This is a genomic window from Rhodococcus chondri, from assembly GCF_036327435.1.
Classification (GTDB): domain Bacteria; phylum Actinomycetota; class Actinomycetes; order Mycobacteriales; family Mycobacteriaceae; genus Rhodococcus; species Rhodococcus chondri.
The window spans coordinates 1-14,318 of record NZ_JAUZMZ010000126.1; the positions used below are offsets into that span (position 1 = coordinate 1).

General features: G+C 69.2%; 14 protein-coding genes. 10 read left to right on the top strand and 4 right to left on the bottom strand.

From position 1 onward, the window contains the following. Positions 1 to 21: 21 nt before the first annotated feature. From Q8814_RS19030 to Q8814_RS19065, 8 genes are all read left to right on the top strand, one after another. On the top strand, positions 22 to 1,053 hold the full coding sequence (locus tag Q8814_RS19030) for a DUF3152 domain-containing protein (RefSeq protein WP_408015937.1): 1,032 nt from the start codon (positions 22 to 24) through the stop codon (positions 1,051 to 1,053). A gap of 82 nt (positions 1,054 to 1,135) precedes the next feature. Further along, positions 1,136 to 2,338 carry an adenylyltransferase/sulfurtransferase MoeZ gene (gene moeZ, locus Q8814_RS19035; RefSeq protein WP_330153554.1) on the top strand — a complete coding sequence of 401 codons (1,203 nt, stop codon included), beginning with the start codon at positions 1,136 to 1,138 and terminating at the stop codon, positions 2,336 to 2,338. A gap of 112 nt (positions 2,339 to 2,450) precedes the next feature. After that, the gene (locus Q8814_RS19040) at positions 2,451 to 3,305 is read left to right on the top strand and encodes a TIGR02569 family protein (protein WP_330153555.1); all 855 of its coding nucleotides are present in this window, start codon (positions 2,451 to 2,453) and stop codon (positions 3,303 to 3,305) included. Positions 3,306 to 3,441: 136 nt separating this feature from the next. Further along, positions 3,442 to 4,914, top strand: a complete 1,473-nt coding sequence (locus Q8814_RS19045; protein ID WP_408015936.1) for a nitrate/nitrite transporter — start codon at positions 3,442 to 3,444, stop codon at positions 4,912 to 4,914. Between the two features lie 65 nt (positions 4,915 to 4,979). Then, entirely contained in the window at positions 4,980 to 7,505 is a 2,526-nt protein-coding gene (gene nirB, locus Q8814_RS19050; RefSeq protein WP_330153556.1) for a nitrite reductase large subunit NirB, read from the top strand. A gap of 113 nt (positions 7,506 to 7,618) precedes the next feature. Continuing rightward, positions 7,619 to 8,059: a nitrite reductase small subunit NirD gene (gene nirD, locus Q8814_RS19055; RefSeq protein WP_330153557.1), complete on the top strand. Its 441-nt coding sequence runs from the start codon at positions 7,619 to 7,621 to the stop codon at positions 8,057 to 8,059. Further along, complete coding sequence (locus tag Q8814_RS19060; RefSeq protein ID WP_330153558.1) at positions 8,056 to 9,189, top strand: uroporphyrinogen-III synthase; 1,134 nt, start codon at positions 8,056 to 8,058, stop codon at positions 9,187 to 9,189. The genes nirD and Q8814_RS19060 overlap by 4 nt, the downstream gene beginning before the upstream one ends. Before the next feature lie 3 nt (positions 9,190 to 9,192). Next, positions 9,193 to 9,894: a sirohydrochlorin chelatase gene (locus Q8814_RS19065; protein WP_330153559.1), complete on the top strand. Its 702-nt coding sequence runs from the start codon at positions 9,193 to 9,195 to the stop codon at positions 9,892 to 9,894. Here the strand turns inward: Q8814_RS19065 and Q8814_RS19070 are convergent. Next, positions 9,883 to 11,622 (bottom strand): NTP transferase domain-containing protein, encoded by a 1,740-nt coding sequence (locus Q8814_RS19070; RefSeq protein ID WP_330153560.1) that lies wholly within the window; start codon positions 11,620 to 11,622, stop codon positions 9,883 to 9,885. The genes Q8814_RS19065 and Q8814_RS19070 overlap by 12 nt on opposite strands. A gap of 52 nt (positions 11,623 to 11,674) precedes the next feature. Further along, the gene (locus Q8814_RS19075; RefSeq protein ID WP_330153561.1) at positions 11,675 to 11,797 is read right to left on the bottom strand and encodes a hypothetical protein; all 123 of its coding nucleotides are present in this window, start codon (positions 11,795 to 11,797) and stop codon (positions 11,675 to 11,677) included. 108 nt (positions 11,798 to 11,905) lie between these two features. On the opposite strand from Q8814_RS19075, the gene Q8814_RS19080 reads away from it, so the two are divergent. After that, entirely contained in the window at positions 11,906 to 12,625 is a 720-nt protein-coding gene (locus Q8814_RS19080; protein WP_330153562.1) for an aminotransferase class I/II-fold pyridoxal phosphate-dependent enzyme, read from the top strand. A gap of 4 nt (positions 12,626 to 12,629) precedes the next feature. Here the strand turns inward: Q8814_RS19080 and Q8814_RS19085 are convergent, their stop codons facing one another. Both Q8814_RS19085 and Q8814_RS19090 read right to left on the bottom strand, forming a co-directional pair. Continuing rightward, positions 12,630 to 12,926 carry an MGMT family protein gene (locus tag Q8814_RS19085; protein ID WP_330153563.1) on the bottom strand — a complete coding sequence of 99 codons (297 nt, stop codon included), beginning with the start codon at positions 12,924 to 12,926 and terminating at the stop codon, positions 12,630 to 12,632. Then, positions 12,927 to 13,718 (bottom strand): alpha/beta fold hydrolase, encoded by a 792-nt coding sequence (locus Q8814_RS19090; protein ID WP_330153564.1) that lies wholly within the window; start codon positions 13,716 to 13,718, stop codon positions 12,927 to 12,929. A gap of 85 nt (positions 13,719 to 13,803) precedes the next feature. Here Q8814_RS19090 and Q8814_RS19095 point away from each other — a divergent pair. Then, positions 13,804 to 14,318: UvrD-helicase domain-containing protein (locus tag Q8814_RS19095; RefSeq protein ID WP_330153565.1), on the top strand; the 515-nt coding region annotated here is incomplete at its 3' end.

The window sequence follows — 14,318 nt, forward strand, 5'->3', positions numbered from 1 at the left end:
GGATATGACATCCTGACAGCCGTGACCGACCGAGGAGGATTGCGCGCACAAAGAGCACCCCACGGCTCTCCGCAGACACCGCAGCGGCCACCCGACGAGCCGCGGTCCCCGAGACGGACGTCCAACCAGCCGTTGCGTGCGCAGTGGGACCCGGTCGGCAGTACCCCCCGACCTCCGCGTCGGCCCCGTCCCACCCGGAACGTCCGCAAAACGACGCGGCTCGGCCGTTTCGTCGCCACCTACGGGTGGCGCGCGTACGCCGTACCCATCCTCGCCGCCGCGACCGTGTTCGTCGTGTGGGACGCAGCTCGCGACGGTGGCACTGCGACCACCGAGGACACCACCGTCGTCGAGACCGAACCCGGCATCATCGCCGAGGTACCGCCCGCGGACGGCCGGTTCCCCGCCGAACTTCCGTCCGGGGAGCTGCCAGGCGGTGGACCGTTCACCGTGGCCGGTGCGGGCACGTGGCGCATCGTGCCCGGGACCACCGAACAGGTCGGCGCCGGTGTTGCACGTGTGTTCACATATACCGTGGAAACCGAGGACGGCGTGGATGTCACCGGGTACGGCGGTGCCGACGCATTCGTCCGGATGGTCGACGAGACTCTGGCCGATCCGCGGAGCTGGATCGGCAACACCGACGTGGCATTCCGGCGTGTCGACAGCGGTAACCCCGATTTCCGGATCTCTCTCACCTCCCAGATGACGATCCGGCAGGGATGCGGATACGACATCGAACTCGAAGGATCGTGCTTCAATCCGGGCCTCGGCAGGGTTCTCCTCAACGAGGCGCGATGGGTGCGCGGGGCCGTCGCGTTCCACGGTGACCTGGGGTCCTACCGCCAATACCTGATCAACCACGAGGTCGGGCATGCCATCGGGTTCGCAGGGCACGAACCGTGCGGCGGCCAGGACGGGCTCGCACCGATCATGATGCAGCAGACGTTCGGCACGTCCAACGACGACATCTCGCGACTCGATCCGGACGGTGTCGTCCGCGCCGACGGCTTGACCTGCCGGTACAACTCGTGGCCCTATCCCCGAGCGTGACCGCCCCGCGCCGGCGATGCCGGTCGGCCGGCAGGACCGGTGGAACAATGGGCAGCACCCGACCCGGCCGAGGAGGCCTTCAGTGACCATTTCACCGACACTCGTGGACTCGCCCGCGCTCCCGCCTCTCGTGGAGCCCGCGGCCGAACTCGGCCGGGAGGAGATCGCGCGGTACAGCCGGCACCTGATCATCCCGAATGTCGGCGTCACCGGGCAGAAGCGCCTCAAGAACGCGAAGGTGTTGTTCATCGGGGCCGGTGGGCTCGGTTCACCCGCGTTGCTGTACCTCGCGGCGGCCGGGGTCGGCACCATCGGCATCGTCGAATTCGACGAGGTGGACGCGTCGAATCTGCAGCGGCAGGTCATCCACGGCCAGGCGGACGTGGGACGCCCGAAGGGCGAAAGCGCCCGCGACAGCATCCTCGGCATCAACGACAACGTGCGGGTGCGGCTGCACCCGGTGCGGCTCGAGTCCGCCAATGCCGTGGCGCTGTTCGAGCAGTACGACCTGATCCTGGACGGCACCGACAACTTCGCGACCCGCTACCTGGTCAACGACGCCGCGATTCTCGCCGGCAAGCCGTATGTGTGGGGCTCGATCTTCCGCTTCGAAGGTCAGGTGTCGGTGTTCTGGGAATCCGCTCCCGGCGGGCGCGGACTGAACTACCGCGACCTGTATCCCGAGGCGCCGCCGCCGGGGTTGGTGCCCTCATGCGCCGAAGGGGGAGTGCTCGGGGTGCTGCCCGCGACCGTGGGGTCGATCATGGCGACCGAGGCGATCAAGCTCATCACCGGAATCGGGGAGAGCCTGCTGGGCCGGCTGATGATCTACGACGCTCTCGCCATGACGTTCCGCACGGTGCTCCTGCGCCGCGACCCGGGTCGTGTTCCGGTCACCGAACTGATCGACTACGACGAGTTCTGCGGGGTCGTCTCCGACGAGGCGTCCGCCGCGGCGGTCGATGCGACGATCACCCCCACCGAGTTGCAGCGCATGCTCGGCTCCGGACGGGAGGTCGCGCTGATCGACGTGCGCGAGCGGGTCGAGTGGGACATCGTGCACATCGACGGTGCCCGGCTCGTTCCCAAGGACCGCATCCTGTCGGGGGAGGCGCTGGCCGAGCTGCCGCAGCACACGCCGATCGTGGTGTACTGCAAGACCGGTATCCGGTCGGCGGAGGTCCTCGCGACCCTGCGGCGCGCCGGGTTCGCCGACGCCACCCACCTGCACGGCGGAATCGTCGCGTGGGCGCAGCAGATCGATCCGTCATTGCCGATCTACTGAGGTACCGCGCCTTCGGGACGGAGATGCGAGAGTTCCGGCGAGACCGGGCTGTGACCTCGCTCAGCGGAGTGCCTTCGTCGTCCGTGCGGGTCACGGCGGTACCGTGAGCGGCGTGAGCCCACTCGAACCCCCGCAGCACGTGTGCTCCACGTTCGGACTCCGCGACGTCGAACCGAGCCCGCTCGGCGCCGATTGGGACGGAGGCTTCAGGTGTGGAGACGTGGTCCTGTCCCCGGTCGCCGACCACGCCCGCGCCGCCTGGTCGGCGAAGGTCAGGGAAACGCTCACGGTGGACGGGGTGCGGCTCGCCCGGCCCGTCCGGGCCACCGACGGGCGGTACGTCGTCTCCGGATGGCGTGCCGACACCTACATCGTCGGAACCTCGGAACCGCGTCACGACGAGGTGGTGTCGCTGTCGTTGCGGTTGCATGCGGCGACCGCGCAGCTCGAGCGGCCCCGCTTTCTCATGCAGCCGCCGGTCGCACCGTGGGCAGACGTCGACGTGTTCGTCGCTGCGGACCGTGCGGCCTGGGAGACCGTGCCGCTGCGCACCGCTCGTGCGGCCGGCGCTCCCGAGACGGTGACCCCCGACGGCCGCAAGAGCCTCGACCTGATCGCGCAACTCGCGACCTTCCGTAAGCCGGTGCACCTGCCCGATCAGCTGGTCCACGGCGACCTGTTCGGCACTGTGCTGTTCGCGGGACGCGCCGCTCCCGGCCTGACCGATATCACCCCGTACTGGCGGCCCGCTTCGTGGGCGGCGGCGGTGGCCGTCGTCGACGCCCTGTCGTGGGGAGGCGCCGACGATGCGCTGATCGTCCGCTGGGAGGACCTGCCCGAGTGGCCGCAGATGCTGCTGCGCGCGGTGATCTTCCGGCTTGCGGTTCACGCGCTGCACCCGCGGTCCACAGAGGAAGCGTTCCCGGGGCTCGCGCACACCGCGGATCTGGTCCGTCTGCTCCTGTAATTCGCGTCACCCGGCCCTCACATCCTCGGAAGAGTGGACGTGAGGATCTCTTGACGCGAAGGTCACCGCCCGCAGCACCGGCGCAACACCTGTTTCCTAACTTGGGTTCATCACAGACCTGAGAGGGGTGAACGGCGTGGGCGCTACGGCCGGATTCGAAACGCTGCGAGAGAAATTCGCGCGCAATCACTACATCGGCAACTGGGACGCCGAAGATGTCGGCGCGTGGGAGTCCGGCGGCAAGGAGGTCGCCAAGCGAAACCTGATCTGGTCCGTCGTCGCCGAGCACGTCGGATTCTCCGTGTGGTCGGTCTGGTCGGTGATGGTGCTGTTCATGCCTACCGAGGTGTACGGCATCGACGCGGCCGGAAAGTTCTTCCTCGTCGCCGTCCCGACCCTGGTGGGGTCGATCCTGCGCATCCCGTACACCGTCGCGACCGCGCGGTTCGGGGGCCGCAACTGGACGATCTTCAGTGCGCTCGTCCTCTTGGTGCCGACCCTGGCCACCCTGTATCTGGTGCTCGACCCCGGACACTCGTACACCACCTTCATGCTGGTCGCTGCGCTCGCCGGTGTCGGTGGCGGCAACTTCGCCTCGTCGATGACCAATATCAATGCCTTCTATCCGCAGCGCCTGAAAGGGTGGGCACTCGGCCTCAACGCGGGCGGCGGCAACATCGGCGTCCCGGTCATCCAGTTGATCGGACTGCTCGTCATCGCGACGATCGGTAACACCGCGCCGTGGATCGTGTGTGCCATCTACCTGGTGCTGTGTTCGGCGGCCGCACTCGGCGCCGCGGTGTTCATGGACAACCTCGGTGACCAGAAGGCCGATCTGCGTGCGATGGGCCGGGCCCTGAAATTCGGTGACTCATGGGTCATTTCGTTTCTCTACATCGGCACCTTCGGTTCGTTCATCGGGTTCGGTTTCGCGTTCGGCCAGGTCCTGCAGATCAACTACCTTGCCGGTGGCGACACGCCTGCGCAGGCCGCCCTGCACGCCGCGCAGATCGCGTTCATCGGCCCGCTGCTGGGCTCGATTTCGCGTCCTCTCGGCGGCAAGCTCGCCGACCGGGTCGGTGGCGGCAAGATCACCCTCTACACCTTCGTCGCGATGGCACTCGCCGCCGGAGTCCTCATCGTCGCCGGCACCCTCGACGACGCGAGCCCCGGCGCCGCGACCGGAGGAGTCATGACCGCGATGGTGCTCGGCTTCATCGCCCTGTTCCTGCTCTCCGGTTTGGGCAACGGCTCGGTGTACAAGATGATCCCGTCGATCTTCGAGGCGAAGGCGCAGGGACTCGACGACCTCGACCGCGCTGCCAGAGCCGCCTGGTCGCGCAGCATGTCCGGCGCTCTCATCGGATTCGCCGGTGCCATCGGCGGACTCGGCGGCGTCGGAATCAACCTGGTCTTCCGGGCCTCGTACGGCGGAACGGCACAATCCGCGACGATGGCGTTCTGGGTATTCGGGATCTTCTACGTGGTCTGCATCGCGGTCACCTGGGTCGTCTTCCTGCGTCGTCCGCACCACAACTCCGGCGGCGACACCGTCCCGAACGGCGCCGCGTCCGCGGCCACGCCACCCATGTCCGGAGCCACAGTCTGACGCATCGCGCCGGTCGCCGCTTCACCCGCACCAAAGCTCCACAGCACGAAGAGAAAGAGAAAACCATGAGCCGCAAGAACGTCGTCGTCGTCGGACACGGAATGGTCGGGCACCGATTCGTGGAGGCCCTGCGCACACGCGACGAGCACGACACGTGGTCGGTGACGGTGCTGTGCGAGGAATCCGAACCCGCCTACGACCGGGTGGGTCTGTCCTCCTACGTCGGCGCATGGGAACGCGGGGCACTGGCGCTCGCGGGCAACGAGTACGCCGGAGACGACCTCGTCGACCTGCGGCTCGGAACCCGCGCCGCGGCGGTGGATCGAGCGGCGCGCATCGTCACAACGGACACTGGTGAAGAATTCCGTTATGACGCACTGGTTTTCGCCACCGGCTCGTACCCGTTCGTGCCGCCCATCCCCGGCAAGGATCTGCCCGGATGCTTCGTCTACCGCACCCTCGACGACCTCGACGGCATCCGTGACGCCGCCGAATCGGCCGGTGCGGGCACCGGTGAGCGGCCTGTCGGGGTGGTCGTCGGCGGCGGCCTGCTCGGACTCGAGGCCGCCAACGCGCTCCAGCTCATGGGCATGACCCCACACGTGGTGGAGTTCGCGCCCCGCCTGATGCCGTTGCAGGTCGACGAAGGCGGCGGCCGTGTCCTCGAACGCCTCGTCACCGACCTCGGGCCGACCGTGCACACCGGTGTCGGCACCGCCGGAATCAGCGAGAGCACAAAGGGACTCGTTGTCGAATTGTCCGACGGATCGACCATCGACGCGTCCGTACTGGTGTTCTCCGCCGGTGTACGCCCGCAGGACACCCTCGCTCGCGACGCCGGTCTCGAGATCGGTAGCCGCGGCGGCGTTCTCACCGACCTCGCGTGCCGCTCCACCACCGACGAGGCGATCTTCGCGATCGGTGAATGCGCGGCGGTCGAGGGAACCTGTTACGGACTCGTCGCCCCCGGTTACAGTACCGCCGAGGTGGTCGCCGACCGGTTGCTCGGGGGAAACGCGGACTTCCCGGGCGCCGACCTGTCCACCAAACTCAAGCTGCTCGGCGTGGACGTCGCCAGTTTCGGCGACGCCCACGCCGCCACGCCGGGTGCACTCGAAGTGGTGCTGTCGGATTCGGCGAAGGGCACCTACGCCAAGCTCGTCGTGTCGGACGATGCGAAGACGCTGCTCGGCGGAATTCTCGTCGGTGATGCCTCGGCGTACGGGTCGCTGCGCCCGCTGGTAGGGCGCGAGCTGCCGGGCGATCCGGCGTCCCTGATCTCTCCGGCGGGGGAGAAGCCCGGTATCGGCTCGCTCCCCGACGACGCCGAGGTCTGCTCGTGCAACGGCGTCACCAAGGGCGCGATCTGCGGGGCGATCGCGGACGGCGCGTGCGACATCGCGCAGGTCAAATCCTGCACCAACGCAGGCACCACGTGCGGGGGATGTCTGCCGACCATCAAGCAGTTGCTCACCAAATCGGGTGTGCAGATGTCGAAGGCACTGTGCGAACACTTCGAGCAGTCCCGCGCGGAGCTGTTCGAGATCGTGCAGGCCACGCAGATCCGCACGTTCTCGACGCTGATCTCCCAGTACGGCACCGGTCGCGGATGCGATATCTGCAAGCCCGTGGTCGCGTCCATCCTCGCGTCCACGGACTCCGATCACATCCTTCACCGCAACCAGGCCGGCCTGCAGGACACGAACGACCACTTCCTCGCCAATATCCAGAAGAACGGCACCTACTCGGTGGTGCCGCGGATGCCCGGCGGCGAATGCACGCCCGAGCAACTCATCGTCATCGGAGAAGTCGCACGTGACTTCGGCCTGTACGTGAAGATGACCGGTGGTCAGCGCATCGACATGTTCGGTGCCCGGGTGGAGCAGCTCCCGCTCATCTGGAAGCGTCTCGTCGACGCCGGGATGGAATCCGGACAGGCCTACGGCAAGTCGCTGCGCACGGTCAAGAGCTGTGTCGGTTCGACGTGGTGCCGCTACGGAGTGCAGGACTCCGTCGGAATGGCCGTGGACCTCGAGCTGCGCTACCGCGGTCTGCGCGCGCCGCACAAATTCAAGTTCGGTGTGTCCGGCTGCGCCCGGGAATGTGCCGAGGCCCGCGGCAAAGATATCGGGGTGATCGCCACCGAGAACGGCTGGAACCTGTACGTGTGCGGCAACGGCGGGCAATCGCCGAAGCACGCCCGGTTGCTCGCCGGTGGACTGGACGACGAGACCCTCGTCAGGTACATCGACCGATTCCTCATGTTCTACATCCGTACCGCAGACCGGCTCCAGCGCACCGCTCCGTGGCTCGAAGCCCTCGACGGCGGGCTCGAGCATCTCGCGGATGTCGTGTGCAACGACAGTCTCGGCATCGCCGCGGACCTCGAGGCTGCGATGGCCAAGCACGTCGCCGGATACAAGGACGAATGGGCCGGCGTGCTCGAAGACCCGGAGAAGCTGGCGCGGTTCGTGTCGTTCGTCAATGCGCCGGAGGAAGCAGATCCGACGGTGCGGTTCGACGAGTCCGGCAAACGCAAGGTTCCGGTGCTGGTGGGGATGCCGGGTGTCCGGCCGGTCGAGTCCCGCTGAAGGCGCTGTATCACCCGGGGAAGCTGTATTACCCGGCGGGAATCGGAGGGTAACGCATCCGAAACACCCGGTCGCCAGAATGCAGGACAGCAGTAGCGAGAAGGAGTACCAAGATGACGGTCATCGAGACGCACAATGCAGGGGGGTCGGCACGCGCGAGCGTGTTCGACGGTCGGCTGGAATGGACCTCGGCTTGCCCGCTCAGCAATCTCATCCCCGGCCTCGGCGTGGCGGTGCTGCTGCGCGGCGGGGAGCAGGTGGCCCTGTTCCTGCTGGACGACGGCTCGTTGCGCGCCGTCGGCAACATCGACCCGTTCGGATGCGCCGCGGTGATGTCTCGGGGCATCGTGGGCGACCGTGGCAGCGAACCCACCGTCGCGTCACCGCTCCTCAAGCAGGTTTTCTCGCTGGACGACGGTCGCTGCCTGGATGACCCGTCGGTGCGGTTGCCCGTCTACGACGTGCGGGTGTGGGCGGGCGTCGTGCAGATCCACAGTCAGTTTCCCCGTTCCGGCGGCCAGCACGGCCCGGCCGGTACCGGCGTGGCTTCGTGAGCCACGAGAATGCGCCGCTGCGCGGATTCACCATCGGCGTCACGGCGGCACGGCGTGCGGAGGAATTCGCCACGCTTCTCACCCGCCGCGGTGCGGAGGTGGTGCACGCGCCGGCCATCCGCATCATTCCCCTGTCGGACGACACCGAGCTCGAGCGCGTCACGCGCAGTATCGTTGCCGATCCGCCGCACATCACGGTCGCGACCACCGCGATCGGGTTCCGCGGCTGGGTAGGGGCGGCGGACGGTTGGGGTCTGTCCGAGGAACTCTCCCGGGCGCTGTCGCGCAGCCGCATCCTCGCCCGCGGCCCGAAGGTCACCGGCGCGATCCGCGCCGCCGAACTTCGCGAGGAATGGTCGCCGGCATCGGAATCGTCCGCGGAAGTACTCGAACATCTCCTGGCGGAAGGTGTCGACGGCCTGCGCATCGCGGTGCAGTTGCACGGTGAACGCACCGAATGGGAACCTGGCGCAGACATGTGCGAGGTACTGCGCGCGGCAGGAGCCGATGTCATCGCCGTCCCCGTCTACCGATGGACTCCCCCCGAAGACCCGGCCGTCCTGGACCGCATGATCGAGCAGATCGCCGACTACGGCCTCGACGCGGTCAGCTTCACCAGTGCACCGGCCGTGGCGTCGATGCTGATGCGGGCCAAGGAAACCGGCACGCTGGAACTGATGCTGCGCGCGCTGCGTACCGGGGTGGCCGCGGTATGCGTGGGACCTGTGACGGCCGCGCCCCTCGTCGAACTCGATGTGCCCGTCACGATGCCGTCCCGGGCCCGCCTCGGGTCGCTCGCTCGCCATCTCGCCGAGGAATTACCCCGCCGCGCCCTCCGCATCGAAGCGGGGGGTCACGAACTCGGACTGCGCGGCCGGTGCGTGATGGTCGACGACGGGATGCGCTGTCTCGCTCCCGCGGGTATGGCACTGCTCCGCACCCTCGCGGCGCGACCCGGACGTGTGGTGCCTCGGGAGGAACTGCTCGCTGCTCTCCCCGGTGGCGGGGGCGACACCCACGCCGTCGAAACCGCCGTCGCCCGACTGCGCGCGGCGCTCGGGGCCCCGGCCATCGTGCAGACCGTCGTCAAACGCGGTTACCGCCTGGCGGTCGATCCGGAAGGAATGTAGGACATGACCGATCCCGCCCTGCTGCTCGTCGCACACGGCACCCGCAACCCGCGCGGCGTCGAAATGATCGCGCGCCTCGCCGATTCCGTGTCGCGCCGGGTCGGGGCGACCCGCGTCGCCTTCGTCGACGTCCTCGGCCCGTCGCCCGCCGAGGCGCTGCGCGATGCCACGCGTCCCACCGTGCTCGTTCCGGCATTTCTCGCGTCCGGATACCACGTGCATACCGACGTACCGCGTGAGGTGGCCGACAGTGGCCATGATGCGGTCTCGATCACCCCCGCGCTGGGGCCGGATCCGGTGCTCGCCCGCGTCCTCCTGCAGCGCTTGACCGAAACCGGATGGCGCCCCGGAGATGCGGTGGTTCTCGCCGCCGCCGGATCGTCCGATCCGCGGGCGCTGCGCGATGTGCGCCACGCGGCGCGGATGTTGTCGGCGCTCGTGCGCTCGACCGTCCGCGTCGGCTACGTCGCCACCGGCGAGCCGCGCGTCCCGCACGTGGTGGCCTCGCTCCGGGAACAGGGCGCGCGACGGGTGTTCATCGCGTCGTATCTGCTCGCGGAGGGACTGTTCCATACGCGGCTCCAGGATGCCGGGGCCGATGGTGTCTCGGCTCCGCTGGGGGTGACCGATTCGGTGGTCGATCTCGTCGCCCGCCGCTATTTCACGGCTGCGCGGGAACGGGTGTCCAGCCGATCAGTTCGGTAGCGGGACGAGTTCGACAGGATCGTCGTCGGTGGCGCCCGGTGGCACCACCGCGATAGCGCCGCGTCCGATCAGACCGGCGAGATGAGCGGTTCGAATTGCGTTGTCGCACAGCCAGCGGCCGTCCTCGAGTTGACGTGCCGGAAGGAGCCGGGTGATGTCGCCGGCAACCTCCGACGCATTCGCGAGCGGCGCGCGCAGCGGCGGAGCAGGGTTTCGGCCGGTGCGCCCGTCGATGATCGCGGGCAGCATCACGAGCAGTGTCGCCACCGCGGCCACCGGGTTGCCGGGCAATCCCAGGACCGCACGCCCGTCGGGCAGGACCGCGGCCACCTGGGAACCGCCGGGTTTGCAGCGCACCCGCTCGACGACGACGCGTGCACCCGCCCGGCCGAGCGCGCCCCGGAGATGATCGGCGGCCCCGCCGCCGGTGGCCCCGACGATGACGAGCGCATCGGCCCGGACGGTGCTGCGCAGCAGGGTGTCGAAGCCGTCGACGGTGTCGCGCAGGTGCGCCTCGCTGCTCACTTCGGCACCGCACCACTGCAGGAAACGCTGCAGCACAGGCCCCAGCGAATCGCGGGTCTGGCCTTCGCGCAGCGGCCCACTGCGCCGGATCTCGTCGCCACTGACAACTACGTGGACCCGCACCGGTCCGCGCACTTCCACGTGTGTGACCTCACCGCTCGCTGCGACCGAGACGACCGCGGGCGTGACGGCGGTACCGGCCTCGGCGAGCACGAATCCCGGCTGCCAGTCTTCGCCGCGGCTGCGGGCGTCGTCGCGCACCGGAGCGTCCGGCAATCTGGTGACCAGATTCTCGGTCACGCGGACGTGCTCGTCGCGGACCACGGCGGTCGCCCCGGACGGCAGGTGCGCTCCCGTCGCGATCCGTGCGGCTTCGCCGTCGTGGAGGACGAAACCGCCGCCGGCACCGGCGGCACGCACTTCCGTGCGCAGCGCCCAGGGGCCGCTGCCGGCCACCGCGTATCCGTCCATCGCGGAGGTCGCCACCGGCGGTAGTGCCTCGGCGGCCACGAGCGGGGCGGCAAGTGTCGCGCCGAACGACTCGGACACTGGAACCGAACGAACCGGTAAGAGTTGCAACGCTTCCCGGACCAATCGGCGGGCATGATCCGGATCGGCTGCGACGGTGCCGTGATCGTGCGCGGCGCGGACTGCGCGCAGGTCTTCGGGTGTGTCGCAGTCGGCGGTCCCGGGCACCGCGACCGTGACGTAGCGTTCGGGCAGCAGCGCCTTCATCGGCTGGTTGACGACGCTTCCGCCCAGCGCGGAGAGCCGCGCGGCGAGGCAGTGGCCGTGCCACACCGCGAGCAGGAACTGCAGCCGTCCGTCGTCGTCCACCGCGAATGCGGCTTCGGCCTCGGGATCGGCGCTCAGCGCCTCGAGGAGCGTGACAACCGTGCGGGCATCGACGAACGGCAGATCGGCAGCCAGCGTCACCACGAACTCGGCGGAGGGGTCGGCGGCGGCGAGCGCGGCCACCGGGCCCGATCCTTCCGGGTGTTCCTGCACCTGGACGATCGTGGGACCGAGGGTGTCCCGATGCGGCCCGACCACCGTGACGCGCGCGCATCCGGAGACGGCGGCGAGTGCGGTGTCGAGCATGCGCCGTCCTCCGACGACGAGGGCGGGCTTGTCGACTCCGCCCATTCTCGCGCCGCGCCCTCCGGCGACGATGACGGCTTCGACGTCGGTCAGCGTGGTCATGTGTCCATGCTGCCGCACCGGTGTCCGGACGGTGCGGTGGATACCCGAACGGTCAGCCGCGGGTGCTGCGCGGCGGGCCGTCGAGTCCGCATCGCCCGCCGCGGGCGGTCTCGATCACGGTCCACGAGCCCGCGGACAAGGCGAGTGCGGACAGGACGATCAGCAGAGTGAGCACGAGAACGATTGTGGCGCCGAATTGGATCGCGCAGAGCAGTCCTCCCTGGCAAAGTGGACTGGATGGAGCCCGTGTCCCCAGGACCGGGAGCTGCGACAGCACGGCTGGGTGGCCACCCGCCACGGTTCCGGCACCTATGTCGCGGCACCGGCCGGGCGGGTGCCGCGGGGTGATGCGCTGCGCGGTGCCGGTGGCCCACTCGATCTCGGCGTTGCCGCACCGCGGGCGTCGCCCTACCTCGGTCCGGCCTACGAACGTGGCCTGAAACACTTCGGGCTGCACACGGACTCCCACGGCTACGTCCCGGACGGGCTACCCGCACTCCGGCGGACGGTTGCGGCGCGGTACACCGCACGGGGATTGCCCACCGACGCCGAGCAGGTGCTCGTCACCGCCGGTGCCGGCGACGCGCTCGATGTCGTCCTCCGCACACTCCTGGTGCCGGGTTGCCGGGTCCTGCACGAACATCCCAGCTATCCGGAGGGACTGGATGCGATCACAGCGATCGGCGGAACCCCCGTGCCCGTCGCGGTCGACGCGGCACACCCGGCCGGAATCGTCGCCGCCGTCGACCGGGTCGCGCGACAGCACGCGCCGACCATCGCGTACCTGATGCCGGACCATTCCAATCCGTCCGGCACCACGCTCGACCTCGCCACCCGGCGGGCCCTCGCGGCGACCCTCGCCCGCCACCACATCATCGCCGTGATCGACGAGGTCACGGCGGAACTGGGCACCGGCGGCGACACGGAACCGTTCGGTGTGCGTGTGCCGGAACTGGAAACCGGATCCGATGGTGATCCGGTATCCCCGCCGGTGGTGGTGTGACCGGTCAGAAGCGGTGGCGCGCACGCGCCAGATCCACCCTGTCGTCGCGGAGTGGCGTGCCCTCGAGCGCGAGCCGCGACAGCTGGCGATGCGCCAGGTGCGCGGTGGGCTTCCCGGACGCGGGCACCACACGGTGCCACGGCAGGTCCGCGGTGTCGGTCCGCATGATCCAGCCGACGGTGCGGGCACTGGACAGCCCCGCCGCCGCGGCGATGTCGCCGTAGGTCGCGACCCGACCGACGGGAATGGACGCGACGAGCTCGCGCACACGCTCGATCTGCTCGTCGGTCGTGGTTGCCATCTACAGCACCGCCCGGATGACGGCCGCGCTCTCGGCGGGCCGTGCCTGCTCGATCATGTGATCGCAGTCGAATTCGACCATTGTCAGGTTCGCGCCGAGTCGTGCCGTGAGCGCGTCACGGAACCGCTCGGTCGTGTACGGCGGTTGTACTTTTCCCGCACGGACCAGGCACGTCGGAATGTGCGCGGGGGGCAGTACGGGCTCGCGCGCCAGTTCGCCCCACGACGCGACGAGTGCCGGCACGCACACACGCCAGCCCACCCGTCCCGACCCGGTTCCGACGAGGTGCTCCGCGATCTCCGCGTCGAGCAGCTCGTCCGCGACCTCACTCCAATCGCCGTGCACCTTCTCGGACCGGGCCTCCGCCGCGTCGGTGTAGTCGGGGTAGCGGTAGGTCAGGTCCGCGATCTCTAGCATCCGATCGGCGGGCAGCCCGATCGCCGGATCGAGCAACACGAGCGCGCGCACGCGCTCCGGAGCCGCCACCGCGAGGTGCAGCGCCAGCGCGCCACCGAACGAATGCCCCACCACCGTCACAGGCCCCGAGGTATGTGCGTCGAGCACGCCCAGGAGGTCCTGGACGTGGGTTTCGAAGTTCCAGGGCGGGATCCAGGGTGATCGGCCGTGACCGCGCAGATCGGGCGCAACGACGCGGACGTCCGGCAGGTGTCGTTCGGCGAGGTACTGCCACCGGCGACCGTGCCCGGTCAGTCCGTGCAGGGCGAGCAGTTGCGGGCCGTCGTCCGGTCCGAACAGCCCGGTGTGCAGCGATGACGATGCGGATGCGCTCACGCCCACAACTATCGCAGTCGCCGTGAGCGGTCGGGACAGCCGGTAGCGGGACGAACCTGTCGGACCCGTCTGGTCGAATGGGCGCATGATCGACGCCGACCTGCGCTCTCCCGACCGCCCGCGCCGCCCTGCTGCGCGCCTGGTCCGGCGACCGGACGACGCAGCGGTCACGCGTAGCTGGCCCGACGACGTGCGGCAGGTGTTCGCCGATGCTCCCCCGATGCCGCAGTGGCGTCCGTGGCAGGTTCTCGGCGGTCCCGGTACAGGCAAGACCTCGTTGCTCGTCGATCTTGCCGTGCACCGCATCGCCTCCGGCGCCGAGCCCGAGTCGGTGCTGGTCCTGACGCATTCGCGCCGTGCCGCGACGGTCGTCCGCGAAGCGATCACCGCGGGGCTGCTGCGCGCGGGCGTCACCGCCGGGCCACGCGCGACGCGCGAACCGCTGGTGCGCACCGTCCACTCGTACGCGTTCGCGGTACTGCGGCTGCAGGCGTCGGCGCACGGCAACCCGCCCCCTCGCCTGATAACCGGAGCCGAACAGGACGCGGTGCTACGCGAACTACTGCGCGGCGACATCGACGACGGTGCGGCGATGTGGCC